General features: G+C 40.7%; 26 protein-coding genes. 25 read left to right on the top strand and 1 reads right to left on the bottom strand.

Annotated elements, in window-relative coordinates; genetic code table 11:
* The first annotated feature begins 52 nt into the window (after positions 1 to 52).
* The 11 genes from gorA to OQE68_RS05410 all read left to right on the top strand — a co-directional run bounded on the left by gorA (position 53) and on the right by OQE68_RS05410 (position 13,861).
* Positions 53 to 1,417 carry a glutathione-disulfide reductase gene (gorA, locus tag OQE68_RS05460; protein ID WP_180570333.1) on the top strand — a complete coding sequence of 455 codons (1,365 nt, stop codon included), beginning with the start codon at positions 53 to 55 and terminating at the stop codon, positions 1,415 to 1,417.
* 191 nt (positions 1,418 to 1,608) lie between these two features.
* Complete coding sequence (locus OQE68_RS05455; protein ID WP_180570334.1) at positions 1,609 to 4,359, top strand: response regulator; 2,751 nt, start codon at positions 1,609 to 1,611, stop codon at positions 4,357 to 4,359.
* A gap of 1,464 nt (positions 4,360 to 5,823) precedes the next feature.
* Positions 5,824 to 8,547, top strand: a complete 2,724-nt coding sequence (locus OQE68_RS05450; protein ID WP_180570335.1) for a DNA-directed RNA polymerase — start codon at positions 5,824 to 5,826, stop codon at positions 8,545 to 8,547.
* Positions 8,548 to 8,787: 240 nt separating this feature from the next.
* On the top strand, positions 8,788 to 9,942 hold the full coding sequence (locus tag OQE68_RS05445; protein WP_266195546.1) for a BRO family protein: 1,155 nt from the start codon (positions 8,788 to 8,790) through the stop codon (positions 9,940 to 9,942).
* 50 nt (positions 9,943 to 9,992) lie between these two features.
* Positions 9,993 to 10,235, top strand: a complete 243-nt coding sequence (locus OQE68_RS05440; RefSeq protein WP_180571881.1) for a hypothetical protein — start codon at positions 9,993 to 9,995, stop codon at positions 10,233 to 10,235.
* Between the two features lie 3 nt (positions 10,236 to 10,238).
* Positions 10,239 to 10,721 carry a hypothetical protein gene (locus OQE68_RS05435; protein WP_180571880.1) on the top strand — a complete coding sequence of 161 codons (483 nt, stop codon included), beginning with the start codon at positions 10,239 to 10,241 and terminating at the stop codon, positions 10,719 to 10,721.
* 95 nt (positions 10,722 to 10,816) lie between these two features.
* Positions 10,817 to 10,975 carry a hypothetical protein gene (locus OQE68_RS05430; RefSeq protein ID WP_180571879.1) on the top strand — a complete coding sequence of 53 codons (159 nt, stop codon included), beginning with the start codon at positions 10,817 to 10,819 and terminating at the stop codon, positions 10,973 to 10,975.
* Positions 10,975 to 11,631 (top strand): hypothetical protein, encoded by a 657-nt coding sequence (locus OQE68_RS05425; RefSeq protein WP_180571878.1) that lies wholly within the window; start codon positions 10,975 to 10,977, stop codon positions 11,629 to 11,631. Before OQE68_RS05430 ends, OQE68_RS05425 begins: the two co-directional genes overlap by 1 nt.
* Positions 11,631 to 12,017: a RusA family crossover junction endodeoxyribonuclease gene (locus OQE68_RS05420; RefSeq protein ID WP_266195545.1), complete on the top strand. Its 387-nt coding sequence runs from the start codon at positions 11,631 to 11,633 to the stop codon at positions 12,015 to 12,017. The genes OQE68_RS05425 and OQE68_RS05420 overlap by 1 nt, the downstream gene beginning before the upstream one ends.
* Positions 11,971 to 12,252, top strand: a complete 282-nt coding sequence (locus OQE68_RS05415; protein WP_180570725.1) for a helix-turn-helix domain-containing protein — start codon at positions 11,971 to 11,973, stop codon at positions 12,250 to 12,252. Before OQE68_RS05420 ends, OQE68_RS05415 begins: the two co-directional genes overlap by 47 nt.
* Entirely contained in the window at positions 12,230 to 13,861 is a 1,632-nt protein-coding gene (locus tag OQE68_RS05410; protein ID WP_266195544.1) for a toprim domain-containing protein, read from the top strand. The genes OQE68_RS05415 and OQE68_RS05410 overlap by 23 nt, the downstream gene beginning before the upstream one ends.
* Positions 13,862 to 13,876: 15 nt before the next feature.
* On the opposite strand, the gene OQE68_RS05405 is transcribed toward OQE68_RS05410, so the two are convergent.
* Entirely contained in the window at positions 13,877 to 14,173 is a 297-nt protein-coding gene (locus OQE68_RS05405) for a hypothetical protein (RefSeq protein WP_180572042.1), read from the bottom strand.
* A gap of 121 nt (positions 14,174 to 14,294) precedes the next feature.
* Between OQE68_RS05405 and OQE68_RS05400 the strand changes: the two genes are divergently transcribed.
* The 14 genes from OQE68_RS05400 to OQE68_RS05340 all read left to right on the top strand — a co-directional run bounded on the left by OQE68_RS05400 (position 14,295) and on the right by OQE68_RS05340 (position 23,772).
* The gene (locus OQE68_RS05400) at positions 14,295 to 14,840 is read left to right on the top strand and encodes a hypothetical protein (protein ID WP_266195543.1); all 546 of its coding nucleotides are present in this window, start codon (positions 14,295 to 14,297) and stop codon (positions 14,838 to 14,840) included.
* Between the two features lie 10 nt (positions 14,841 to 14,850).
* Positions 14,851 to 16,728, top strand: coding sequence for a DNA polymerase (locus OQE68_RS05395; RefSeq protein ID WP_266195542.1), 1,878 nt, complete (start codon positions 14,851 to 14,853; stop codon positions 16,726 to 16,728).
* 354 nt (positions 16,729 to 17,082) lie between these two features.
* Complete coding sequence (locus tag OQE68_RS30745; RefSeq protein ID WP_353620495.1) at positions 17,083 to 17,517, top strand: cell wall hydrolase; 435 nt, start codon at positions 17,083 to 17,085, stop codon at positions 17,515 to 17,517.
* Between the two features lie 12 nt (positions 17,518 to 17,529).
* A complete protein-coding gene (locus OQE68_RS05390; RefSeq protein ID WP_180572034.1) occupies positions 17,530 to 17,706 on the top strand; it encodes a hypothetical protein in 177 nt (58 codons plus the stop codon).
* 192 nt (positions 17,707 to 17,898) lie between these two features.
* Complete coding sequence (locus OQE68_RS05385; protein WP_180572035.1) at positions 17,899 to 18,093, top strand: hypothetical protein; 195 nt, start codon at positions 17,899 to 17,901, stop codon at positions 18,091 to 18,093.
* 14 nt (positions 18,094 to 18,107) lie between these two features.
* The gene (locus OQE68_RS05380) at positions 18,108 to 18,287 is read left to right on the top strand and encodes a hypothetical protein (RefSeq protein WP_180572036.1); all 180 of its coding nucleotides are present in this window, start codon (positions 18,108 to 18,110) and stop codon (positions 18,285 to 18,287) included.
* Positions 18,277 to 19,116, top strand: coding sequence for a hypothetical protein (locus tag OQE68_RS05375; RefSeq protein ID WP_266195541.1), 840 nt, complete (start codon positions 18,277 to 18,279; stop codon positions 19,114 to 19,116). Before OQE68_RS05380 ends, OQE68_RS05375 begins: the two co-directional genes overlap by 11 nt.
* A 70-nt stretch (positions 19,117 to 19,186) precedes the next feature.
* Positions 19,187 to 19,723 (top strand): DUF3310 domain-containing protein, encoded by a 537-nt coding sequence (locus tag OQE68_RS05370; RefSeq protein WP_266195540.1) that lies wholly within the window; start codon positions 19,187 to 19,189, stop codon positions 19,721 to 19,723.
* A 150-nt stretch (positions 19,724 to 19,873) separates the two neighbouring features.
* Positions 19,874 to 20,011 carry a hypothetical protein gene (locus OQE68_RS05365; RefSeq protein ID WP_266195539.1) on the top strand — a complete coding sequence of 46 codons (138 nt, stop codon included), beginning with the start codon at positions 19,874 to 19,876 and terminating at the stop codon, positions 20,009 to 20,011.
* Entirely contained in the window at positions 20,011 to 20,196 is a 186-nt protein-coding gene (locus tag OQE68_RS05360; protein WP_266195538.1) for a hypothetical protein, read from the top strand. The genes OQE68_RS05365 and OQE68_RS05360 overlap by 1 nt, the downstream gene beginning before the upstream one ends.
* Positions 20,196 to 20,429, top strand: a complete 234-nt coding sequence (locus OQE68_RS05355; protein WP_180572077.1) for a hypothetical protein — start codon at positions 20,196 to 20,198, stop codon at positions 20,427 to 20,429. The genes OQE68_RS05360 and OQE68_RS05355 overlap by 1 nt, the downstream gene beginning before the upstream one ends.
* A 3-nt stretch (positions 20,430 to 20,432) precedes the next feature.
* Positions 20,433 to 21,977, top strand: coding sequence for a portal protein (locus tag OQE68_RS05350; protein ID WP_266195537.1), 1,545 nt, complete (start codon positions 20,433 to 20,435; stop codon positions 21,975 to 21,977).
* A 3-nt stretch (positions 21,978 to 21,980) separates the two neighbouring features.
* Positions 21,981 to 22,658, top strand: coding sequence for a capsid assembly protein (locus OQE68_RS05345; protein ID WP_180571855.1), 678 nt, complete (start codon positions 21,981 to 21,983; stop codon positions 22,656 to 22,658).
* 85 nt (positions 22,659 to 22,743) lie between these two features.
* Entirely contained in the window at positions 22,744 to 23,772 is a 1,029-nt protein-coding gene (locus OQE68_RS05340; protein WP_180571854.1) for a major capsid protein, read from the top strand.
* Positions 23,773 to 23,798: the final 26 nt, after the last annotated feature.

The raw sequence follows: 23,798 nt of genomic DNA, 5'->3' as shown, positions 1-23,798 counted from the left end.
GAGAAGTGTTTGAGGCATCCTGTGGATTTAGGGCGTGGTAAAGAGAATATAAATGACTAGCTCAAAATATGATTATGATTTATTTGTTATCGGTGCCGGCTCTGGTGGTGTAAGAGCCAGTCGTATGGCTGCAAGCTTTGGTGCCAAGGTTGCCATTGCTGAAGACCGTTATATGGGGGGCACCTGTGTTAATGTGGGTTGTGTACCTAAAAAGCTTTATGTTTATGGTTCTCACTTCGGTGAAGATATTGCCGATGGAGCTGGCTATGGCTGGCAGGCTAGTGATGTTTCATTTGATTGGACGACATTGCGAGATAATAAAAAGCAAGAAATTTCTCGCTTGAATGGTGTTTATCGCAATTTACTTAAGAATGCAGGGGTAAAGTTAATCGAGGGGCGGGCTGCTTTGGTTGATGCACATACCGTTAAAGTGGGTAAGAAAAAATACTCTGCAGAGCGTATTTTAATTGCCACTGGTGGCTGGCCTTATATTCCTGAATTTCCTGGTAGTGAGCATGCGATTACTTCTAATGAGGTTTTTGATTTAGATAAATTTCCACAGCGAATAATTGTTGTTGGTGGTGGTTATATTGCGGTTGAGTTCGCTGGTATTTTTGCTGGGTTAGGGGCTGAAACCCACTTAGTTTATCGCCGAGACTTGTTTCTAAGGGGTTTTGACCAAGATATTCGTGAATTTGTGCGCGATGAAGTAGCTAAGAAACATGTCAATCTACACTTCAATACTGAGATTGATAAAATTGAAAAACTGGCTACCGATGCGTTAGTGGCACACACCAATAAAGGTGAGCAAATTGCTGCCGATGTGATTTTATACGCTACTGGCCGTAAGCCTAATTTGCATGGACTTGGTTTGGAAAATGTTAAAGTCAAACTCAATGGCGATGGTACTATTAAAGTGGATGATTACTTTAATAGCAGTGAGCCATCTATCTATGCAGTGGGTGATGTGATTGGTGGTCCAGAACTTACCCCGGTTGCATTGGCAGAGGGAATGGCGTTAGCCAAAACCCTTTATTTAAATGAACCAAACAAAGTTGACTATGACAATATTCCAACGGCGGTATTTTCCCAACCTAATATTGCTACTGTAGGACTCACTGAAGAGCAAGCCCGTGAGCGAGGCTATGAACTGGAGATTTATAAAGCTAGCTTTCGGCACTTGAAGCACACGTTATCAGGCCGAGATGAACGCACGATGATGAAGCTGGTAGTAGAGAAAGAATCGCAAAAAGTATTAGGCTGTCATATGGTGGGAGCCGATGCTGGAGAAATTATTCAAGGCATGGCTGTGGCGATTAAGGCAGGAGCGACCAAAGCTGTGTTTGATAGCACTATTGGTATTCATCCGACAGCTGCTGAAGAGTTTGTGACTATGCGTGAGCCTGTCAGCAATTAATCCTTCATAAAACTCTAATAATCTTACCATTAAGGGCACCTCTAATAATTGTTTGCAGTCTCTTATTAGAGGTGCCCTTAAAATGACTAACCTTTGAAAGTGCACATACTTCATATTTTTGCTGCATTTTCACAGGTTAGATCGTCTATGCTTAAAGTAACTGCATCAACTCCACGGATGGCTGATGAGAGATGTTTTTTAGTACGATCAAAGGAAAAATATCTGCTGTTTTTAGTTGTTTAGTATTAATCATCATTGGTGTTGCAGTTAGTAGTTATTGGAGTGTAGACAAAATCCAATCTCTTTTTGAAGAATACCGCGATGAAGATGCGGTTGCTTTTACCATGGCTGGTATTAAGCACCAGGCCAATACCCTTCATAACACGCTCCTGCTTTATCAAGCAACAGGTGAAGAGCGTCATCAGCGAGAGGTTATTGATCTGATGACTGGTTTGCAGCGTGAGATTAATCAGACGATAGAACGCTTAGAGGATGAGCGAAAAAACAATGCCAAACAGATTAGTGAACAGCTGCTGGCGTATGAACAGTTATTTAGCCAGATGGCACTAGTGCAGCTGGAGTATGGTGAGTCGATTACTCGGGCCGGTTATCACTTTAATCGTTTTTTTCTTGCAGCTACTAGCAGTTTGCAGCGTTTCAATCACAATCACAACCTGGATGGGCTGATTCGCCAACAGCAGTTATTAATCATGTTGCATACCCAGGTGGTGGGGCAGCGCCTTTTAGCTGCGTCGCAAAATTCGCTGACTAGTAGAATATCTGAGCAGGCAGCAGATTGGCAGCTTAATTCTAAAGTCCCTGCTTGGCAACTAATCGCTAATGATTATATGTCGGAGTATGACAAGCTGGTTAGTTTTCAAAATAGTTATCGATTATTGAAAAAAAAGCTGCAGCAGATGACAAGTGAGTTAATGACACTTGTCACCGAAGCAAACCAACAAACGTTTGTAGCGATGAACTATTGGCAAAGTCAGATTAACCAATCGGCTAACTGGATTAACTCAACAGTTAAATGGTTAGTTTGGCTAGGTATTTTAACTGGAATAATGCTTGCGTTATGGATGGCAAATTCGATAGCTAAACCACTAGAGGCAATTAAAAGGGCATTGGTGCGTTTAGCGGAAGGTCAAGCTGAAGAAAAAATTCCTTATCTAAGTAGAAGTGATGAAATTGGGGATATGGCCAAGGCGGCAGATGTGTTTAAACAGGCTAATCAAAAAACCCAGATGTTATTAAATAAAACCAGCATTTTAGTGACGGAACAACAAAATGCTAACACTAAATTGCAGCAAGAAATCAAAGAGCGTCAGCGAGTTGAAAAAGCGTTGGTCAAAGCTAGACAAGCAGCAGAGCGGGCCAGTCAATATAAAAGTTTATTCTTAGCCAATATGAGTCATGAGGTTAGAACCCCTTTGGGTGGTGTAGTAGGGATGTTGTCTTTGTTACAAGAGTCAGAGCTTGCAAAAGAACAACATGGTTATGTTGATAGTGCAATGAAGTCATCAGAGGCTTTACTTTCGATACTTAATGACATTCTAGATTATTCAAAAATTGAAGCAGGAAAATTGACGTTACAATTAGCACCATTTAATTTACGATATTTGGTTGAAGATGTCGTATTTCTGTCGGCGTTTAGAGCAGCACAAAAAAATATTAATTTACAGTATGTTATTGCTAAGCATCTGCCCTTACATTTAATCGGTGACGTGGGAAGAATAAGACAAATACTGACGAACTTTGTAACCAATGCAATTAAATTCACTGACAAAGGTCATGTACTAATTACGGTGTCTGGACATTGTGAGTTTGATGAAGTCATTCTTGAATTAAATGTGGAAGACACCGGCTGTGGTATACCGCAAGAGCAGCTTGATATTATTTTTGCAGAATATCAGCAGGCAGACCAAGTGGGGAGAGGCGGAACGGGCCTGGGACTGGCGATTACGAAAAAGCTGATTGAAATTATGTGGGGACAGGTTAAGGTTTCAAGCGAGGTGGGCAAAGGTTCTTGCTTTAATGCCACTTTACCCTTAACCATTTGTCATGAGCCATTGCCTGTGATGAAACTCTCCAATGCGATGGTTAAAGGTTTAATGATTGACCCAGATCCTATCAATGGAAAAGCAGTATCATTGCTGGTTGAAGCGTTGGGAGCTGAACTGTTGTATGTACAACAGCCGACAGATGTTGCTGATGTATTGCGGCAGTATCCTGAGCAGGTAAGTTTTGTTTTACTCAATGCCCTTTGGATTGAACAAACCCAAAGCTTGATCAGTTATCTTCAATCATTACCTCTCCTCACTAAAGCGCCCATTATTGTATTAGGCCCACTGGGTAGCATACAAACGGTAGATAAGTATCAAGCTGACCATTGTGCAGGCTATTTGGCTTATCCAATAAAATTGGAGGCACTTTGCCGAACACTAAGACAGACTGGTACAGAGCAGTTTAAATTAATTGAGCAAGGGAAGGCTGTAGAGGAGAGTAAAAACTCAAAAGCACTTGATAAGAAGCCGATTTGTAAACAAAAACTTCGAGTATTGCTGATAGAGGATAACCCTGTTAATCAAAAAGTCGCAGCCAAGATGCTGGAAAAACTAGGGTGTGCTGTTGCTGTGGCAAATAATGGGCAAGAGGGGGTGGCTCAATGGCAGCAACAGTCGTTTGACTTAGTGGTAATGGATTGCAATATGCCGGTAATGGATGGCTATCAAGCCACTCGAAGAATTCGCAACTTAGAACAAGAACGAACAGATTCCCTACATACAACAATCGTAGCGTTAACGGCAAATGCCATGAAAGGTGAGCGAGAAAACTGCTTATCAGCTGGAATGGATGATTATTTAACTAAACCAGTAAAGCTAATCGATCTGAAGCGAGTGGTTGACCAGGTGGCAAAAGAGGTTGTTTTTAGTGCATAGGATAAGATGGCTGATAGCAAAAAAATGGCTTCTTTTATTTTTATGTGGGAACTAACTTAACGACAGTCAGTCTTACTTTTTACCAAGATATAGTTGATAAGGTGTTCTTATAGCACTACCTATCCTTCAAGCCACCTTATTGGTAAGCAATATCTGGTTTTCATTGAGTCTCCCCGGATACAGGCAGTCTGTATTTCTTTAAGAAATATAGCTGTCTGTTTTTTTATGTAAGTAAAATCACTGATTTTTGTTTCATTTTATATTGAAAACCGATGCAATTGTTTTTCTTAGCAGAGTGTTTACATTGGCTTCATAGCTACGATTGATAGCAGGCTTGTAGCCAGATAAGTTGGAAAATTGATTTTTCCACAAGCAAAACAGACGAAATACAAAATATCCTGCGTCATTTCACAATAATTTTTTGACATTTGTCACATTTTTGGGCAGAGTGTAGCCGCTGGCTAACAATATTGGTCAGTTCTTAAGGCTTTACTTTGTGTGGAATTTATTACGCCAAAGTTTGTCTTACAGTAGTTCCCGAATTAAGAATTTTGCCCAAAAATCAATAACTTACTGCCTTTCCTCAACTTTCTTCCGCATCCACATCTAATTGTAAAGCATTACTGATACAAAAGTAAGCCGAATTTTTGAGACAAAAATTTTCTCTTCTTTATTAGTTTTTTCTGATGTTATGGAGGGGCACCATTATGTCTAATGATGTGCTGTTATTTTTGTAGCTAAATTGTCATAAATCTTACTATATAGGAGTGTGGTTTTATATAAAAATTAAGTTTTCAGTTCTAAATAAACTCTACAGGAGGTACCTAATATTTACTACCAATTCAGATTCGTGTGCAGATATAGGAAGTAGCTTTGAGTTAAATTAATACTAAATCAGCTTTAAGTCTCTTAACCGGGACTAAATAAAAATAAACAACAAAAGTGTACCAGTGGCCGCCAAAAGCACCCACAAGACAATTAAAATTATAAATAAGATAGTCTAAATAATAAGCAAGAACTTCTTGCGCCATCTAAAAATAATCCCATTTGTTAGTCTAAATATTCCTTGTTACATACCATAATGCGACATGAGGCGTCTTCCCTTCACCCTGGCACAAGTCCGTCTCATCCGCTTACGTTAGCAGATGAACACCACTAGATTTATAGCTTTATATCTAGCTATACCTGCCTGTTAGCTTTACCTATCTACCCTTACTGTCTTACTCATATACGACACTGTGATTAAATATTCATGACAGTCTTGTTGTGGGTATAGTAGTATCCGATATATCCCATTTGCGGGACATAATAGCGAGGCATCTTGTGTGCGCATCTTTATGTGCTCTCTTTGTCTCTGAATAAATGCTGACCACAAAATTATGGGGCTCCAATGAGCGCTCAGGGCATTCCTACGCCCAAATCATCCCTTTATTGGGATTCAACTAACTATTTAAGGAAAGAAGCATGAATAAATACGTTAACATTAAGCGCGTTTTAGGCACTGAAGAAGACCAAGTAAAGCTTGAGTCTGACATGGCTCAGGAAGGACGTGATAGTTACATTAAAAGTACGCTACGTGCTGTAGAACGAGGAGAAGAAGGGAACACGGCATACGGCAACCGCCTTGTTTCAGGAATGACAGATGAGCTGGCCGCTGCAATTACAGAATGGGTTGAAGCACCAAGAAAAGGACCCGGAAGACACCATAAAGCTCTGCCTTATTTAAAAATGTTAGATGCACGTACAGCAGCCTACATCACTTTACGTATGCTTGTTGACAGTATCTCTAAAATGACCTTGATGAGTGCCACTGCAATAAAAATAGCTGAGGCATTAAGCCTTGAAGTTGCTATGCGTAACATGTCGCAGGAGGACAAGATATTACATAAAGGCATCCTTACCTGTGCCAATAAGCGCTCTCAATATCACCGCAAGCAATACACAGCGACTTACATGGCTGAACAACACGGTACTGCGTTACATGAATGGGACAAGGATATAAACACATCAGTAGGCACAGTGCTTATAGAGCTATGTGTAAGTAAGCTTGGAATCATTGAAGTGGCCTTAGAATTGGGTAAGAACAAACAAGAGTACACAATAAAGCCAACTGAAGCCTGCTTAGAGTGGATACGTAAATGCAACGCTAAACACCTGGACATTGCCACTATTTATCAGCCCATGGTGGTCCAGCCTTTCCCCTGGCAAGACCCATTTACCGGAGGATACCTGACAAATAATGTACGTCCACTCACCTTTGTTAAAACAGTAAATAAAACCTTCTTAGAAAAATTAGAAACTGTAGAAATGCCTGGAGTATACGAAGCGGTTAATAAGGCACAAAGTACAGCCTGGAGAATCAACTCAGAAATACTGGACTTGTTGGATAACCTTATTGAAACAGAGAGCGAGCTAGGCAAGCTGCCACCAGCTAAAGATAAGAAGCCAAGAGAAGTTCCTGAAGACTTTGATACTAATGAGGAGGCTAAAAAGAAATGGAAAGCTCACGCATCCAAGGTATATAAAGATAACCGAAGTAATAAATCTAAGCGCTTAACACTGCTCTCAATATTGCAGACTGCTAAGAAGTACGCTTGTTATGAAAAAATATACTTCCCCCATCAGCTTTGTTTTCGTGGTCGTGTTTACTCAGCAACTAATGGCTCTTTATCTCCGCAAGGCCCTGACTATGTTAAGGCGCTGCTTCAATTTGCTGAAGGGGAAAAGTTGGGGACTCAAGAAGCCGCCGATTGGCTAGCAGTTCATGTAGCTAACGTATGGGCAATCGATAAGATTGATAAAGAAAGCTTTGCAGCTCGTATAGCGTGGACCAAGGCCAATACAGAAATGCTCTGTCGTGTAGCTGAGAATCCCTACGACTTCAGACAATGGACTGATGCTGATAAACCCTTTCAAGCTGTAGTCGCTGCGATGGAGTGGAAAGGCTACATTGAGAATGGCTTAGACCACGTGTCTCGTATACCTGTTGCTCTTGATGGGTCTTGTTCTGGATTACAGCATTTAGGTATGGCTTTACGATGCAAGGAGACAGGGAAAGAGGTTAACTTAATGCCAGCAGAAAAACCCCAGGATATTTACCAAACTGTAATTGATAAGGTTTTACCTGAATTAATTAATATTGTTGGTCCTGGTTGGGAAGACCTAGATTACCCAGGGATAATTAAACACGCCGAAAATGCAATGGAGGAAATTTATAATAAAAATAAAAGTAAGTTTCGAATTAAAAAACCTTTTGCTGAGTGGAAAGAAATAGCTAAAAAAGAAAAGAAAAAGAAAGATGGAACATTAGCTAAGCGAATTGCACCAGAGCAGGAGGCGTACGAAACTTACCACAGGATAATTGCAGCCTTCGCTTGGCTTAATTTCGGGTACGACAAAAAGACCGGAAAATTAAGCCGTAAATTAGCTAAAAATGCTGTTATGACTTTCGCTTACGGTAGTGAACAATATGGCTTTACAGAGCAACTAAAGGTCAGGGTAATCAAGAAAGCCATGGACGAGGGAGGGAGCAATGAGACCTTTGACGGGATAATTGCGCCTGTATACTCCCTTATATGGGATGAGGGCAAGTATAAAGCCCTGTCTGCTAGCTTACTCGCAAAGCTTTTATATAAAGCTGTTACGGGGACTGTGGTCAAAGCTGCTGAAGGAATGAAGTGGTTACAGGAGGCTGCAAAAGTAGCAGCAGAAAACGGTAAGCCTCTCCATTGGCAAACGCCTTTAGGTTTCCTGGTGGAGCAGAATTATTGGAAAACTGAAGATAAAAGAACACAAACTAGCTTTTTAGGAGGCGAAAAAGTCCGCTTTCGTATCCAAGTTGAAACTAGTGAGTGTGACAAGGAAAAACAAGCTTCAGCAATAGCGCCTAACTTTGTTCACTCATTAGATGCAACACATTTAATGATGGTAGTAAATAAGAGTGAGTTTAAAAATTTTGCCTTAATACACGACTCATTCGGTACATTACCAAGCCAAACTCAAAAGTTGTATGAAAATATTAAGGAGACTTTTTATAAGTTATATACAGCGAAAGACCACTTTGAAGATTTAAAAGAGCAGTTAACGAAGCGAGTTAAAGATGTAGAAGGAGCGCATTTGCCAATGACTCCTATAAAGGGCAATTTAGACCCGCAAGAAATCCTCAACTCCCCATACTGCTTCGGATAGAAGGCCATGCCCTGGTGTAAAAGCTGGGGCTTTTCAACCCAAAAGAGGTATATGTAAATCGTATTTTTCTAATATAGCTGCAACCCTTACCAGCCGTGGGATACAAAAAGTAGCCCGTATTGATAACACATCGCAAAACTAAACTGACCAAAAATCAATCAATCAGATTAACCTAAAGATTAACTTTAAGATACCTAAAGATAACTCTAATTATCTCCTTAACTAAAAGGACCTCAATCAATGAATAATATTAATTCTTCATCATTAACAACCACAGCACCTATCATCATTGACCAAGTTGAAATAAAACAAAACGAGGATGGCCTCTACTGCCTTAATGATATCCATAAAGTCTACGGACGTAATAAACCAAGGAAACATAACCAGTGGATAGACCGTAGGTTAACTCAGGTCCTAATTAACGTAATTGAGCGTGAGACAAAGGCTCCCCGTGATAAAGTTATCTCAGGTCAAAGAGGAGCTAATAAGACAGGAGCAGGCACTTATGCTTGCCTAGAGCTTGTCCTTGATTATGCTTCATGGGTATCTACATCTTTTGGTATTAAAATTAAAAAGGCATTTGATAAGGTTAATAAACCAGTTGTCGTACAGCCAGTGGTGCAACCAGAGCCACCTAAAACACCTAGCACAGAGTTAAGCACGTTTAATCATGCCCTTTTCGGGAAAGTGCGCGTTGTTAATAAAGGTGGTGAGCCTTGGTTTATCGCTAAGGATGTCGCTGATGCTTTAGGTTATTCTCTACCTAGTGCTATGACCCGCTATTTAGACGAAGATGAAAAGGGTATGTCAATTAAGCATACCCTTGGTGGCCCCCAAGAATTACAGGCTATCAACGAGTCAGGCCTTTATTCAGCCATACTACGCAGCCGTAGACCTGAAGCCAAAATGTTTAAGAAATGGATAACTAGTGAGGTCCTACCTACCATTAGAAAAACAGGCTCTTACTCATTACACCGAGAAACGCAGACACATCAACTACCAGACTTCACCAATCCCTCAGAAGCCGCTAGAGCTTGGGCTAATGAGTACGACGGTCGCCTTGTAGCTGAGCAGAAGGTAACAGCGCTTGAGCCTAAAGCAGCCTTTGCTGAGGAGTACTTAGAAGCTGACCACAACGTTGCTCTTCGATATGCCGCACAAGAGCTTGGTCTTCCTCCAAATATATTTAATGAAAAGCTGCGCGCAGATAAAGTGCTTTACACCATAGATTCACGTAAAAACATGCCTTATCAATATTATTTAGAGAAGGGCTACTTTGTTGTGAAGACCCGTATACATGCTAGAACAGGTAGAGCCCATTTACAGACTTTGGTTACACCTAAAGGTCTCTATTGGTTGAATAAAAAATACAGCCACTTAAAAGGTTTTGTTTAATTATTTTTGATGTGGTCCATTAAATTAAAATTAATTAAGGAAAATAGTATATGGCCTTAGTTTCTAAGGAGTATGCAGAAAGCCGTATAAAAGACGTTGAGTATATTTATAGGAATAAATTAGTTATCTGCGTTATTACCACAGTAGACGATGACCTAATTGTTGGAGATTGTGATTTTAAAAACCGGGGCACGCTAGAACGAAGCCGTAAGCTATCATTCAGCCAGGCTTTTCGTAGTATGCGTCACAGAGAAACCCATCGTCTTTTTGTCGAATCTGAACGAGGAAAATAATTTATGGCTTTTTCACGCGAAGCTCTAAATAAACACTGGAAAATCATTGACGCTTACCGTAAAGGCGCTGAAATTCAAACTCAGTGTGCATTATCAAAGAAATGGCAAAATGACCCAGAACCGAGCTTTATTGCCCCACAAGAATACCGAGTTAAACCCAAGGGACTAGAGCACGTTAAGCCCGGCCAGCAGGTTTACCATAAAAGAAATGATGGCACTTATGGTCCCCTATTAGTAACTTACACCCCATGTAAGTACCGCTTGTTTTATGTGTCTACGGGTAAGCAATACGGTCATAGTGAATCTTCAAACGATACTTCCTCTGTAGAAGCGTCATCTCTTTTCTCTGGCTCAGGCTACTTAATCTCAGAAGAAGAGTATGAAAAAGAACAAGATATAAAGCGTAGAGAAACAATGAGAAATATACTGCATTCTACACATATCTTTCATCCACGTAGCCCAGTATTTAAATCAACTGACTTTTAAAAATAAATAATTCCCCCTCCCAGCGCTCAGCCTGTGACCGTGCGGCCTCATCTGGTCCGCCCTAAATAAATAAAGAAAAACAAAAGGATTTTCCCATGACTAATTTGACACGCGCCTATCTTCATTTCTGGGACCACGGCAAGACACTACCTTTAGACCTTGCAGCTCGCCTAGTAGAAGATGGGTATGACGTAGAAGCCCTTGAACAAAAAGAAGTAAACAACGAGAAACAACGGAGAAACAAAAAGCACTAATGACAAAAGAAACATATATCTCACCTCTTGGAACTCTTGGCCCCTTCCCACGCTTAAATAAACCAGATACAAAGTTCAACGCTGATGGAGAATATAAAGCCCAGCTTGTTGTCCCTGCTGAAGATGCCCAAAAGCTTATCGACAGAATTAATAAACAGTACGAAGAGTTTTATAATGAGTTAACGGAAGAAGAGCGTAAGAAAAAGAAAAAGCCAAAGCTAAAATTGAAAAAAGCTGATTTGCCTTATGAAGTTGACGAAGATGAAGGTACAGTTACTTTTAAATATAAGCTTAAAGCCCTAATCAAAAAGAAGGATGGAACAATAATTAAACGCAGGCCTATTATTTATGACTCTAAGGGAAAGAAGGTTCCTGAAGTCACAGATATATTTATAGGCCAAGGCAGTGAGATTAAAATTTCAACTTTATTCTATACTTGGTATACACCAACATTAGGTGCAGGCATTACACTTCAGTTTGATGCAGTCCAAGTCATAAAACTCGAAAATAAAGCTTACTCTCCTGATGCTTCTTCCTTTGGATTTGTTGAGCATGAAGACGGCTTTTCAATTGAGGACCAAGCACCTTTCGATACAGATGAAGATGACGAAGAGCCAGAAGATAGTAACGAAGAGGAGGACGACGGCGACTTTTAGTGAAGCAACCTATCACAGTTAAAACTAAACCCCTCTCAGTCAATGAAGCCTTCCTTGGCCGCAAGGTAAAAAGCAAGAAATATCGTGATTACGAAGAAATATTAATAAGCACCTTACCTGACGTATCCGTGCCTGAAGGTAAATTAACGCTAAAACTTCTTGTTTCTTACAGCAATAGTAGAGCTGACATTGACAATGCCCTTAAGCCCTTCATTGATGTTCTCCAAAAAAGATATGACTTTAATGATAATAAAATTTATCGCTTAGTTATCGAGAAGAACATTGTTAAGAAGGGTGAAGAATTTCTTAAATTCCAATTGATACCGTATGAGAAACAAAATGGCAAAGAAGAAAACAAAGAAACCCCAGCGCCAAATTATTTCTGAACATATTTTAAAATATGGACACATTACAAGGAATGAAGCCATTGGCCTTTATCGTATAACCCGGCTAGCAGCCGTTATCCATAGCATAGCTAAAATAACCAATGCGTCTTTCATAAAAGAAGAACGGGATGGTGACTATGTTTACAGCCTCCCCTGGCCTTATATAGAGGAACTCCGGGCCTATCTTGCTCTTCGGGCAGTAGATAACAGAAATGCACCCGCATTTATCCACTAGAGTTGTAAGCCGCGAGCCATGCCCCAGGTGTGGCTCACAGGATAATGTTGCAGTTTATGATGATGGACACGCCAATTGTTATACCCCTAACTGCAACTATTTTCTTAAAGCCAATGGAGAGGAAGGAGGGAGTAAAAAATCAGTGTCACACTCTTTAATTGAGGGTAATTATAAAGAACTAGTTAAACGCAAAATTAGTGAGGAAACATGCCGTAAATTAGGCTATAAAATAGGCCGCTTTAAAGATAAATCCGTTCACATTGCTAATTACGCTTGCCCTAAAACACGAGTCGTACAAGCCCAGAAAATACGCTTTCCTGATAAAACTTTTACAATACTTGGAAATACCCGAAAGCTTCCCTTTTTCGGCTGGCACACTTGGCGTAACGGTGGGCGCAAGCTTGTAATAACTGAAGGTGAAATAGACGCTCTCTCAGTCTCTGAGGTCCAAAATAATAAATATCCTGTTGTGTCCTTACCGAACGGAGCCTCTTCTGTTAAGCAAACCTTCATTGATAACAAGGCTTATCTCGATGGCTTCGAAGAAATTATTATCATGTTTGATAATGACGAGGCGGGCCAGATAGCAACAGAAGAAGCTTGTCGTTTACTTGGTGCTAAAGCTCGTGTTGCCTCTCTCCCATTTAAAGATGCCAATGAAGCGCTTGTGGCAGGGCGTAGTGATTTAATTATACCTGCCATTTGGGACGCAAAGCCTTATAAACCCGCTTGTATATTCACTGGTGAGGAAGTCTTAGCAACAGCTTATCAAGAGCCTGAAATGGGCTTGTCCTGGCCATTCCCCACGTTAACCCAGGCAACCTACGGTAAAAGACCAAATGAAATGTACGCCATCGGCTCAGGCACAGGTTGCGGTAAAACAGATTTATTAAAGGAGGATATTGCCCACAATATTAGGGTCCATAACGAAAAGTGCATGACCTTTTTTCTTGAAGAACCTAATTTACAGCTAACGTTAGACACTATCGCTGGCAAGGTGGACTCAAAGTTATACCACGTTCCTGGTGCTGAGTATGACAAGGAACAGTTTAAAAAGACCAGGGAAAAAGTAGCCAAAAATTTATTAATGTATTCTGTGGATGGCAATACGGAACCTGAAGATATTCTTCAATATATCCGGTTAGGCGTTGAAGGTTACGGAGCACGTCATGTCTACCTAGACCACATCACCTACATTATGGATGCAGTAGGAGAAGGCCAAGGGCTTGAGGTCCTTAAATCTTTTATGCGAGGTCTTAATGACTTAAACAAAGAGCTTCCCTTTACCCTTTATTACGTTTCGCACCTACGAAAAAAAGACGGTAAAAAGAGCCATGAAGAAGGCGGCCGCGTTACCCTTGACGACTTTGCAGGAGGAAAAGCCAATGTCCAATATGCCAATTTCACCTTTGCCCTTGAACGAGACCAACAAGCGGAGGAAAACGAAGAAAAAAATAAAACTGTATTTAGGATACTTAAGGATAGATATACCGGCCAGTCCACGGGAACCACAATACAGCTGCTGTATGACCCCACCACGGGTAGGAAACAGGAATATGACCCCTTTGATGTAGAGGATGTAAAGGAGTCATCAACGAGTGAATTCTAATAGAAACTGACCCAACTAAGAATCATGCTTTCTTATTTTTTTATACCAAAAAATACTAACAGCAATAGATAAGCAGTAAAACAGTAACAGGCTGATATAGGCACCATAAGTGCTTGAGTAAACTTCTGTTATAAATTTCCTTGGTATTACAAAATATAATAATGACTGCGTAGCAGATACAAGATAAAAAATGCCCAGGACTGCTAGGTAGTTTGTAACTTTATTTATCTTGCCTGTTAAAAACAATGCAAAAATAAAAGGAAACAAGGCAAGCAAAATGCCAATAAAATAAATGCTATCCATACCATCCATAAAAGTGCGACTCATCAAAGCATAAAAGAGCCGATTGTATTGTATCTAGTATAAATTATCAACAGGAATAACTCCTTCAATTGGTTTAGCAGATAAACAAGAAAAGAAAGAGGATTTCTCAATGCAAATGCAAATTAAGCCAATCCCTTCTGAGTGGTCCCAGCTAATTTCCATGGTCAACAAGCTAAGAAAAACCAATGTAGTTTATTTAGCCGGTGGTGCACCACGAGACTACCTTTTAGATAAACCAATAAAAGACTGGGACCTTTTCGTTTACACAGAGAGCCCTTTAGCTATCCGAAGCTGTCTCCAAGATGACTTTAACCTTCAACGCTCAGTCGGTAATGCTGATGGCTTTTACGAAGGCTTAGCTGAAGAACGAGGCGTTCAGGCAATTGATTACTTTGTGAATATGAATGGTGAGCTGCAAGTCATTTACCTATCACGCAACATGCCCCTTGTAGAGCTGCTAGAAGGTATGGACTTCGGGCTTTGCCAAGTGGGGACTGACGGTAAAAGCTGGACATTTACAGAAGCCTTTATTAAAGACATGGAAAACCAGACCCTGACGCATTACCGCTACTTTGAAGCTGAAAAGCGGATGAAGGAAAGGTACGCCCGGCTTAGTAAAAAATATCCAAATATGAAATTAAAATTCGCTTATTAAGAGGAGGTAAATGACTTCAATTGAATTTGATATAGAAACCAACGGCCTCCTTGATGTCCTCTCAAAAATCCACTGCATTTGCACCTACGATAAAGTAAACGATATAAAAGAAAGCTTCCGCCCTAATGAAATTATGGATGCTATTTTATACCTTGAAGACGCCGACGAGCTTATAGCACACAACGGATTTGGGTTCGATTATGTAGCAATTAAAAAGCTGTACCCCCGCTGGAAACCCCGTGGCGTATTGCGTGATTCCCTGGCAGAAAGCCGCCTCATCTACTCCAACCTAAAGGACATAGATTTCGAGAAAGGCCGGAAAAAGAATTACGCCTTACCGGGTAAGCTATACGGCTCTCATTCTCTCAAGGCTTGGGGTTACCGTTTGGGCGTGCTTAAGGGTGACTTTTGTGAAGACACTGATTGGCAATTCTTTTCTGAGGAAATGCTTTCTTATTGTGAGCAGGACGTGGAGGTCACTAGAAAGCTTGTAGCCCTGCTAGAAAGCAAAAATTATTCGCCTATGGCACTGGACCACGAGAACCGTATTTCTGCTCTCATGGCACTACAGGAGCGCAACGGCTTCGCTTTTAATAGGTCGGCTGCTGTTAAGCTTTATCAAGAACTCGCACAGAAAAGGGCTGTAATTAAGGAGGATTTAATTATTTCCTTTGGCTGGTGGAATAAAAAGAAGGAGGTCAAAAAGCCTAAAAAATCTCTGAATTATAAGGACCCACAAAGAGCAAGTGTTGTTGAAGGAGCACCTTACACCACTTTTGAGCGCATAACATTTAATCCTGCTAGTCGTGCGCATATTGTCCAGCGCCTTAAAAAGCTTTACGGCTGGGAACCAAAGGAATTTACAGATAAGGGGCAGGCTAAAATAGATGAGAAAATATTAGGTCGCTTAAATAACCCTCATGCCAAAGCTTTATGCGAATATTTAATGATTAATAAGCGCATTGGCCAACTAGCAGAAGGAGATAACGCTTGGCTGCGTATGGAACGCAACGGCTTTATCCACGGTCATGTTAATCCCAATGGTGCAATTACAGGTCGAGCTACCCACGCTTATCCTAACATTGCCCAAGTGCCAAGCACTAAAGCGTCCTATGGTAAAGAGTGCCGGTCCCTTTTCACGGTTCCTGAGGGTTGGGTATTACTAGGCAGTGACGCTGACCAGTTGGAACTCCGCGTCATGGGGCACTACATGGCTCGCTATGACAAAGGTAGATATGTCGAGGCTATTAAGGCTGGCGATATTCACTGGACCAACACATTAGCCCTTGAGCTTTTACCAAAGGGTACTGTGCGAGATATACATAACCCTGAGCATGAACACGCTCGTGACAAGATAGCTAAGCGCTTTGTATATTTATTAATTTATGGAGGAGGTGATGAATTAGCAGGTTCAGTAATTAAACCAAATGCACCACCAGAGCTGCATAAAAAATTAGGTAGAAAATATAAAAATAAATTACTTAAAAACTTACCAGCTCTTAAATACTTACTCGACGTTGTAAAGAAAACAGCAAAGGACCGTGGCTATCTAGTAGGTCTCGATGGTCGGCATGTAGCTGTTTCTTCACAGCACAAAGCCCTCAATTATTTACTCCAAGGCGCTGGTGCTCTCATTTGTAAACGTTGGCTTTTAGAAATAGAGGACATGTGCCGTGATGCTGGCTTAATCCATGGGTGGCAAGGAGATTACGCCCTCTGTGCTTGGGTCCACGATGAAGTACAAGTGGCTTGCCGTAATGAAGAAGTAGCTAAGCAAGTAGGCTCATTCTGTGAGCTTGCGATGGGTACAGTAACTGAAATATTTAAATTTAGGTGTCCATTAAAGGCCAGCTATAAGCTTGGATATACTTGGGCTGATACACATTAAATAAGAAATAATTATGGAAATTTCAAATTGGACTTATTGCATGGCGTCGGAAGAAAGGCTCAAACATGCATTAATCCTATATGCTGATTATATATAAAAAAGGGCAATCCCTATAGAAAAGTAGCACATAACAACGACGTAATAGCATATTGGATAAGCTTTTCTTGCAACAGGTGTTGTCTTGTTTTCTTTTCTAAAAATCCAGCGTACTGATGGGAACAGCTCTCCAGTAACTAATGAATGTATACCTAGGAGAATCAAAATCGCTCCAATTACAGAAATAATTACTACATACTCTTCCATATTTACCATTCAAAGTAAAAAATAATTATATTAATTATAGTCTATAAAGTGATGATACATGTACCACTTTTATTCTCACTTCTCATTTTACTAAATGCTTGTACCACTCATCCTCCATCAACCAAAGACTTACAATGTCTAACCCTGAACATTTACCACGAAGCCCGTGGTGAAGGGCTTATGGGTATGTTGGCAGTAGGTGAAATCACGATAAACCGTGTGAATAATAAGAAGTGGCCTAACTCTATATGTGCTGTGGTCTATCAGGACAAGCAGTTCTCATGGACTCACGACCAGCTAACAGACAGCATGAAGGAAGAGGAAGCTAAGCACCTATCACAACTAGTAGCCAAGCTAATTCTTTCTGGGGTGAGGCTTAATTTAACTAGGGGAGCAACACATTATCATGCAAATTACGTAAGGCCCTACTGGGCTGAATCTTTAATTAGGACCACAACAATAAATAAACACATTTTTTATAAATAAGGAAAATTAATTATGACTGAAGAAAAAGTCACAATTACAAAAGAAGAATACGAACAGCTTCTTTACGATTCTTGTAGCCTCGCAGCCTTGGAGTGTGTCTATCCTACAGATTGGGATACATGCAGTGAAGTTACAGACCTAAGAAACCAGATGCTAATCTTGGATGGTTTAGAGCATCGAATTGACTAGAAAAAGTATGCGTGACGTTCTCGGAAACACAATCAGCATAGGCGATAAAGCTCTCTACTCATCAATCGGTGGCTACCTTCTCTTTGGCCTCGTAGAAAAACAAGACGAATATTTAAAAGACTATTTATGGGTCGATGGCTGTCGTTGCTACTACAAGACCGTGATAAAGGTAGAAAATAATAAAGGAAAAAAATGAATAAATATCTACGCAATAACCCTCGGATTACTGTAGGTGAACTAAAAGTTTTTCTTGAAAAAAATAAAGTGCCTGATTATGCGCTGCTACAGATAGAAGACAGTCAGAAGCCATATTGTGGCTCAGGTCGATTATACGCAACTAACGCTTTCTACGATGCAGAAGAAACAGCCTTAGCTTTTGAGTTTTAAAGAGAGGAAAATAAATGGTCGAATTTACTACAGAAGACATTATTACAGTTAAAGATTTGAAGCAATTTCTAGATGAATATGAAGTCCCAGATGACACCATGCTTTGTAGTAAGGCATTTGAGCATTTCGCAACAACACCCACAGATAAACTCTATTTCGATAAGGTAGACAGGAGCTTAACATTTGAGTTCTAAAAGAGTAGGACTCCTCGACACAGATATACTTTGTTTTCAGGCTTCCTCAGCTGCTCAGACCGCTATCAATTGGGGCAACGATTGGTGGACTTATCACGCTGACTTCTCTGTTGTTCGGTCCATATTTGAAGGTAAATTAGATTACATTACCAAGGCTTGCCAATTAGACGAAGTAATTATGTGCCTAACGGACGCAGGAAACTTTCGTAAATCTATTTATCCAGAATATAAAAGTAACCGGAAAGAAGTACAAAAGCCGTGTGCTTATGCTGGTATCGTTGAGTACGTTAAAGATAATTACGAAACCTTCCAGCGGCCAACGCTAGAAGCTGATGATGTAATGGGCATTCTGGCAACGTGGCCTAAGTACAAGCCTGGAGCATCTAAAGTTATTGTGTCCGAGGATAAGGATATGCGTACCATAGGTGGCGTATATCTATTTAATCCCAACAGAGACCTTGAACCAACCTTTAATAGTGAAGAAGACGCAGAGCTGTACTTTATGCAACAGGTGCTAACAGGAGACGTAGCCGACGGTTACCCAGGCTGCCCAGGCGTAGGCGAGGGACTAGCAAAAGAGCTGCTTAAAGGTGGCTTAAAGTTTGAGCCTTACGAGCACACATTTAAATCAGGTCTACGCAAGGGGACCACAGAAATAAGGTGGCAAAAAGTTCCTTCTATCTCTCTCTGGGAAACTGTTGTGTCTTGCTACGAAAAAGCTGGATTAAGTGAGGAGGCCGCCTTGATTCAAGCCCGGTGTGCTCGGATACTAAGAGCATGTGATTATAATTTTAAAAATAAGGAAGTAAAACTATGGAATTATTCTTAATTGATTTTTGTGTGACATTTATTACTGGCGGTATTATTTATTTAATTGCAACTCAGGAGAAGAAAGAAGCTTGAACTTTAAAGTAGGTGAAAAAATAGCTGTAACAGATGAGTATGTCCAAACATGTAATGCTCGTGGCTTTAGGATACTTTTAAACCCTAACGTACTTTACACAGTCAAAAAAATCTGTAGGGATTGCAGTTTAGAGCTAGAAGAAATTGATGGTCAATACCATTTTAGCCATTTCAAAACAGCTCCATATAATACTGAGGAATTCTGGACGGGTATTGGCCAAAATACTTCAAGGGACGCTTCTATAGTAAAAGCTATTCAATACAAGTTCAGTGAGCCTGATTACCTAAAAGAGCTGGAGCAATACGTCGACAGTACCTACAGCCAGCACTATGCATCAAAAGGCGTACAAACAGCAGAACTTATTTTCGCAGATGCCCAACGTGGTCTACATTACACATTAAGTAACATTGTGAAGTACGCTGACCGCTTTGGGAAAAAGGACGGTAAGAATAGACAGGACTTACTGAAGATAGCTCACTACACCATACATGCCCTTCATTGCTTAGATAAACTGGAGGATAACAATGGCTAAGAAGAAAAAGAAAGACAAAGAACCCAAAATAACAGCACTGGATTACCTAACGTTAATTTCTGAGACTCTGCGAATACAAGACACAATGGAACTTAAACGGTTTCTTGAGGACGGCTCAGTGGAAACTTTCATCGTGAGGAGAGCTGATTAATGAAGCAGGCTATTAAAGCAGTTATTAACTACTTTCTTGACAGAGAAGAAGATAAAACTATTTTTACTTACACCTTACCTGATGGCCGTAAAGCATACTTAACCTGCCTCCTGGTAATTGACGAAATGGCTAATTAATGGACGATATAGATTTAATAAAGCATAAAGAATTAATCCACTTCCTAGACAAAGAATTTCCATTCAGGACACCAGGACCTAGCGATAGTATTGCAGACATTATGTATGCCGCTGGTGCTAGACATACAATAGATGCACTTGTATTCGGGCTTAAAGACCAAGAGGAGGGAGCTTACCAGAAGTAATGTGTTCATCAAGACGCCCCAAAATCCCCCAGCAACCACCACCTCCACCGCCGCCTCCACCTCCCCCAGAACCCGCTCCAGCTCCCGCTCAGATAGCTACACCCGACAAGGGTAGCGCTCAGAGTCCATCAGCTAAAAAAGCGAAAAAGAAAAGTGGACGGTCATCACTACGAATTAATCGGGCGACTCGCATTGGTGGCTCTGGTGCTGGTTTAAATATTAATGCAGGTTAACCCTTGGAGTTAAATAAAAGTACAGCTAAAGGAAAATACGAAAAATTAAAATCAGAGAGAGGTCCATTTCTCGAAAGAGCACGTAAATGTGCAGAGCTAACCATTCCAACCTTAGTCCCACCTGAAGGGGCTACAGGTCACACAAATTACGCAACGCCTTATCAATCAATTGGCGCTCGTGCGCTTAACTATTTAGCTGCTCGTTTCCTGTTAACCTTGCTGCCACCTAATGCTCCCTTTTTTAGATTAAAAGTAGATGACGAAGTAATGAAAAAAGTTAATGCAGGAGATAAAGGTAAAGTTGAGCAGGCACTTTCAGCGATTGAAAGACAGGTGATGGACGAAATAGAACAAATGGCTTTACGTGTCGCCTGCTATGAAGCCCTTAAACACTTAGTTGGCACAGGGAATGCTTTGCTCTATATGGACCCAAAAGATAATAAGACGCGTGTCTTTCACCTATCATCTTATGTTATCTCGCGGGACCCATTAGGCAATGTGCTTGAAATAATTACGCACGAAACCTTGAGCCCTTATGTACTGCCTGAAAAAGTCCTGATGTATCTGGCAGAAGGCAATACAGATAAAAAGGAGGAACTGTCAAATCAGAAAACACTTAACTTATATCGTCATATTAAACGAGTAAAAAATCAGTGGGTGTCGTATGAAGAAATTAACGGAAAAGAACTGCCAGAAACAAGGGCTATATTCCCGCTTGATGGCTCACCTTGGCTACCTCTGCGCTTCACTACAGTTGACGGTGAGTCCTACGGTCGCTCTTATGCTGAGCAGTATTATGGCGACCTACATAGCCTAGAAAAGCTTAGCAAAGCCATTGTAGAGGGCTCTGTTGCTGCGTCTAAAGTTCTTCTCATGGTTCGTCCTGATGCCATTACCAAGCGTAAAGATATACAAGAAGCAGCTAACGGAGAAACAATAAGAGGTGACGTTAATGATGTCGGTGTCCTGCAATTAAATAAGTTTGCTGATTTTCGTGTCGCCTCAGATACCATACAGCAGTTAACCCAACGCATAGCAGCAGCTTTCCTAATGAATAGCAGTGTGCAGCGAGACGCTGAAAGAGTCACTGCTGAAGAAATCCGCTTTATGGCTCAAGAATTAGAAACGGCGCTAGGTGGTGTCTATTCGATATTAAGCCAGGAATTCCAATTACCTATCGTTAAAATAATTCTTAAACGGTTACAACGGAAAGACAAAATACCTCCGCTTTTTGACAAGGTGCGTCCATTTGTAACTACTGGTATTGAAGCGTTAGGTCGTGGTCAAGACTTAGATAAATTAACCACATTCTTGCGTTATCTTGAAGTTTTAGGACAAGAAACCATAGCTCGTGAATTAAATCTTAACGATTACATGGCACGTCTTGCGGCATCCATAGGCATAGACACAAAAGGCTTAATTAAGAGTGCAGACCAGAAAGCAGAAGAAGCTAAGCAACAGCAAGAGGCAATGAGCCAACAAATGATGCAGCAGGCGGCACTTAATGCTGCTGGTCCTGTAGCAAATAATTTAACTAAAGGAGAATAATCTTTGGACGTAAACGAACAAGAAAATAATACGCCAGAACAAGAAACACCCGAAACACAGCCGCAAGAAAGTCAACAAGATATACCACAAGAGCCACCCCAAGCTGAACCTGAAGCAAAACCCGAAGACCAACCAAAAGCTGACGTTGACGAGGAGCAAGTTAAAAGCCTCGTTGAACAGGCTGGTCTTGATTTTGATGTATTTCAAAGTGAATACGAGGCTGGTGGTAAATTATCTGATGAGAGCTACCAAAAGCTAGAGGCTGCTGGTTTTCCGCCAGAAATTGTAGATGCTCATATAGATGGTCTGCGTGCTACTGAAGAATTACAAATGCAGGCTTTATATAACACAGTTGGAGGTGAAGAAAATTTAAATCAACTTTTATCCTGGGCTGGTCAACACTTGAAAGAAGAGGACATTAATTCCTTTAATGATATAGCTGCTAATGGAGACATGAGCCAACTCACACTAGCTTTAAATGGCCTCAAGGCCCAATATGAATCACAAAATGGCTCAATGCAAATAACGTCGTATAGCGGGACTCAGCCTCAAATCACTACTGATATTTTTCATTCACAAGATGATGTCCAAGAGGCAATGTCAGACCCGCGTTATGGCGTTAATGAGACTTACACAAAAGAAGTTGAAGCAAAAATGATGCGTTCTTTAAGAGCTCGTTAATCCCTCCCTCCTTTATTTTTACCCTTCCTAAACAATCTTCGGTGTTGCCATTCGAGCGACACCACCTAATCCGCAATGGAACTAAATGACAACTAATACAAACTTTCCCTTAAATCAAACCGTATCTTTCACTGGCCAAGAAAATATTGCTGGTGATAAACGTGCTTTATTCCAAGAGCTTTTTGCAGGTGAAGTATTAACTGCTTTCAAAAAGAAAAATATTATGATGGACAAGCACCGAGTTAAAACAATTAAAAATGGCCGGTCTTATTCCTTTCCTATGGTAGGTACTACGGGTGCTAAATATCATATTCCTGGTCAAGAGATTGAAGCTGACCCAATGGCACATGCTAAACGGACAGCAACAATTGATGAGCTGTTAATTAGTCCAGTCTTCCTTGATAACTTAGACGAGGCTATGAATCATTATGATGTTAGGTCCATTTATACCACTGAGTGCGCCAAGGCATTATCAAACACGGCTGATAAAAATATTATCCGTATGGCATGTAAAGCGGCTGCAATTACAAACGAAGAGCAGTGCATTGCTGCTGGTATTACCCCAGTAAAAGGTGAAACCTTCACTAATAATATTGCACTCAAAGCAAAAGGTGATGAAACAAAAGCATCTAAAGTCTTTGCGGCTTTAATGCAAGCTGCTGAAGAATGGGATACGAAAGATGTAGACGAGGAAGCTGTGTGCATATTACCTCCTTCTACTTACTACGCCCTTTTTAATGATACAGATATTTCTAAATTAATTCACATTCACCGTGATGTTGGTGGTGAAGGCTCTGTAGCGAAAGGCACAGTTGCTGAATTGGCAGGCTTTAAACTGTTCAAAAGTAATAACATGCCTAACGCTAATGAGACTACAGGCTTAGTAGGCACACCTGAGTCACGTGTGCGTCCTGAAGCTTATCGGGGTGATTTCTCCAAGGTAATTGGTTTAATTATGTCACCAAGTGCTATATGTACCGTGAAGTTAATGGACTTGCAGACCGAGAGTGAATATCAGTTAAGTCGCCAAGGTTGGCTTTTTGTTGCTAAGTACGCCATGGGTCATAACATTTTACGCCCAGCGTGTGCAATGACAATTAATAAAGCCGGTTAATTTAAATCGGGGGAGTACTTAGCTCC

Source organism: Spartinivicinus marinus (genome assembly GCF_026309355.1).
GTDB lineage: Bacteria > Pseudomonadota > Gammaproteobacteria > Pseudomonadales > Zooshikellaceae > Spartinivicinus > Spartinivicinus marinus.
The sequence above is the reverse complement of the archived record's forward strand: the minus strand, read 5'-3'. Positions and strand labels throughout refer to the sequence as shown.

Excerpts from the sequence above, each read along its gene's own strand:
- OQE68_RS05400 (WP_266195543.1), top strand. The coding sequence starts at position 14,295 with ATGCAAATGCAAATTAAGCCAATCCCTTCTGAGTGGTCCCAGCTAATT.
- OQE68_RS05340 (WP_180571854.1), top strand. The coding sequence starts at position 22,744 with ATGACAACTAATACAAACTTTCCCTTAAATCAAACCGTATCTTTCACT.
- OQE68_RS05380 (WP_180572036.1), top strand. The coding sequence starts at position 18,108 with ATGGTCGAATTTACTACAGAAGACATTATTACAGTTAAAGATTTGAAG.
- OQE68_RS05455 (WP_180570334.1), top strand. The coding sequence starts at position 1,609 with ATGTTTTTTAGTACGATCAAAGGAAAAATATCTGCTGTTTTTAGTTGT.
- gorA (WP_180570333.1), top strand. The coding sequence starts at position 53 with ATGACTAGCTCAAAATATGATTATGATTTATTTGTTATCGGTGCCGGC.
- OQE68_RS05430 (WP_180571879.1), top strand. The coding sequence starts at position 10,817 with ATGACTAATTTGACACGCGCCTATCTTCATTTCTGGGACCACGGCAAG.
- OQE68_RS05355 (WP_180572077.1), top strand. The coding sequence starts at position 20,196 with ATGTGTTCATCAAGACGCCCCAAAATCCCCCAGCAACCACCACCTCCA.
- OQE68_RS30745 (WP_353620495.1), top strand. The coding sequence starts at position 17,083 with ATGATACATGTACCACTTTTATTCTCACTTCTCATTTTACTAAATGCT.
- OQE68_RS05425 (WP_180571878.1), top strand. The coding sequence starts at position 10,975 with ATGACAAAAGAAACATATATCTCACCTCTTGGAACTCTTGGCCCCTTC.
- OQE68_RS05385 (WP_180572035.1), top strand. The coding sequence starts at position 17,899 with ATGAATAAATATCTACGCAATAACCCTCGGATTACTGTAGGTGAACTA.
- OQE68_RS05445 (WP_266195546.1), top strand. The coding sequence starts at position 8,788 with ATGAATAATATTAATTCTTCATCATTAACAACCACAGCACCTATCATC.
- OQE68_RS05395 (WP_266195542.1), top strand. The coding sequence starts at position 14,851 with ATGACTTCAATTGAATTTGATATAGAAACCAACGGCCTCCTTGATGTC.
- OQE68_RS05440 (WP_180571881.1), top strand. The coding sequence starts at position 9,993 with ATGGCCTTAGTTTCTAAGGAGTATGCAGAAAGCCGTATAAAAGACGTT.
- OQE68_RS05365 (WP_266195539.1), top strand. The coding sequence starts at position 19,874 with ATGAAGCAGGCTATTAAAGCAGTTATTAACTACTTTCTTGACAGAGAA.
- OQE68_RS05405 (WP_180572042.1), bottom strand. The coding sequence starts at position 14,173 with ATGGATGGTATGGATAGCATTTATTTTATTGGCATTTTGCTTGCCTTG.
- OQE68_RS05450 (WP_180570335.1), top strand. The coding sequence starts at position 5,824 with ATGAATAAATACGTTAACATTAAGCGCGTTTTAGGCACTGAAGAAGAC.
- OQE68_RS05360 (WP_266195538.1), top strand. The coding sequence starts at position 20,011 with ATGGACGATATAGATTTAATAAAGCATAAAGAATTAATCCACTTCCTA.
- OQE68_RS05435 (WP_180571880.1), top strand. The coding sequence starts at position 10,239 with ATGGCTTTTTCACGCGAAGCTCTAAATAAACACTGGAAAATCATTGAC.
- OQE68_RS05390 (WP_180572034.1), top strand. The coding sequence starts at position 17,530 with ATGACTGAAGAAAAAGTCACAATTACAAAAGAAGAATACGAACAGCTT.
- OQE68_RS05410 (WP_266195544.1), top strand. The coding sequence starts at position 12,230 with ATGCACCCGCATTTATCCACTAGAGTTGTAAGCCGCGAGCCATGCCCC.
- OQE68_RS05415 (WP_180570725.1), top strand. The coding sequence starts at position 11,971 with ATGGCAAAGAAGAAAACAAAGAAACCCCAGCGCCAAATTATTTCTGAA.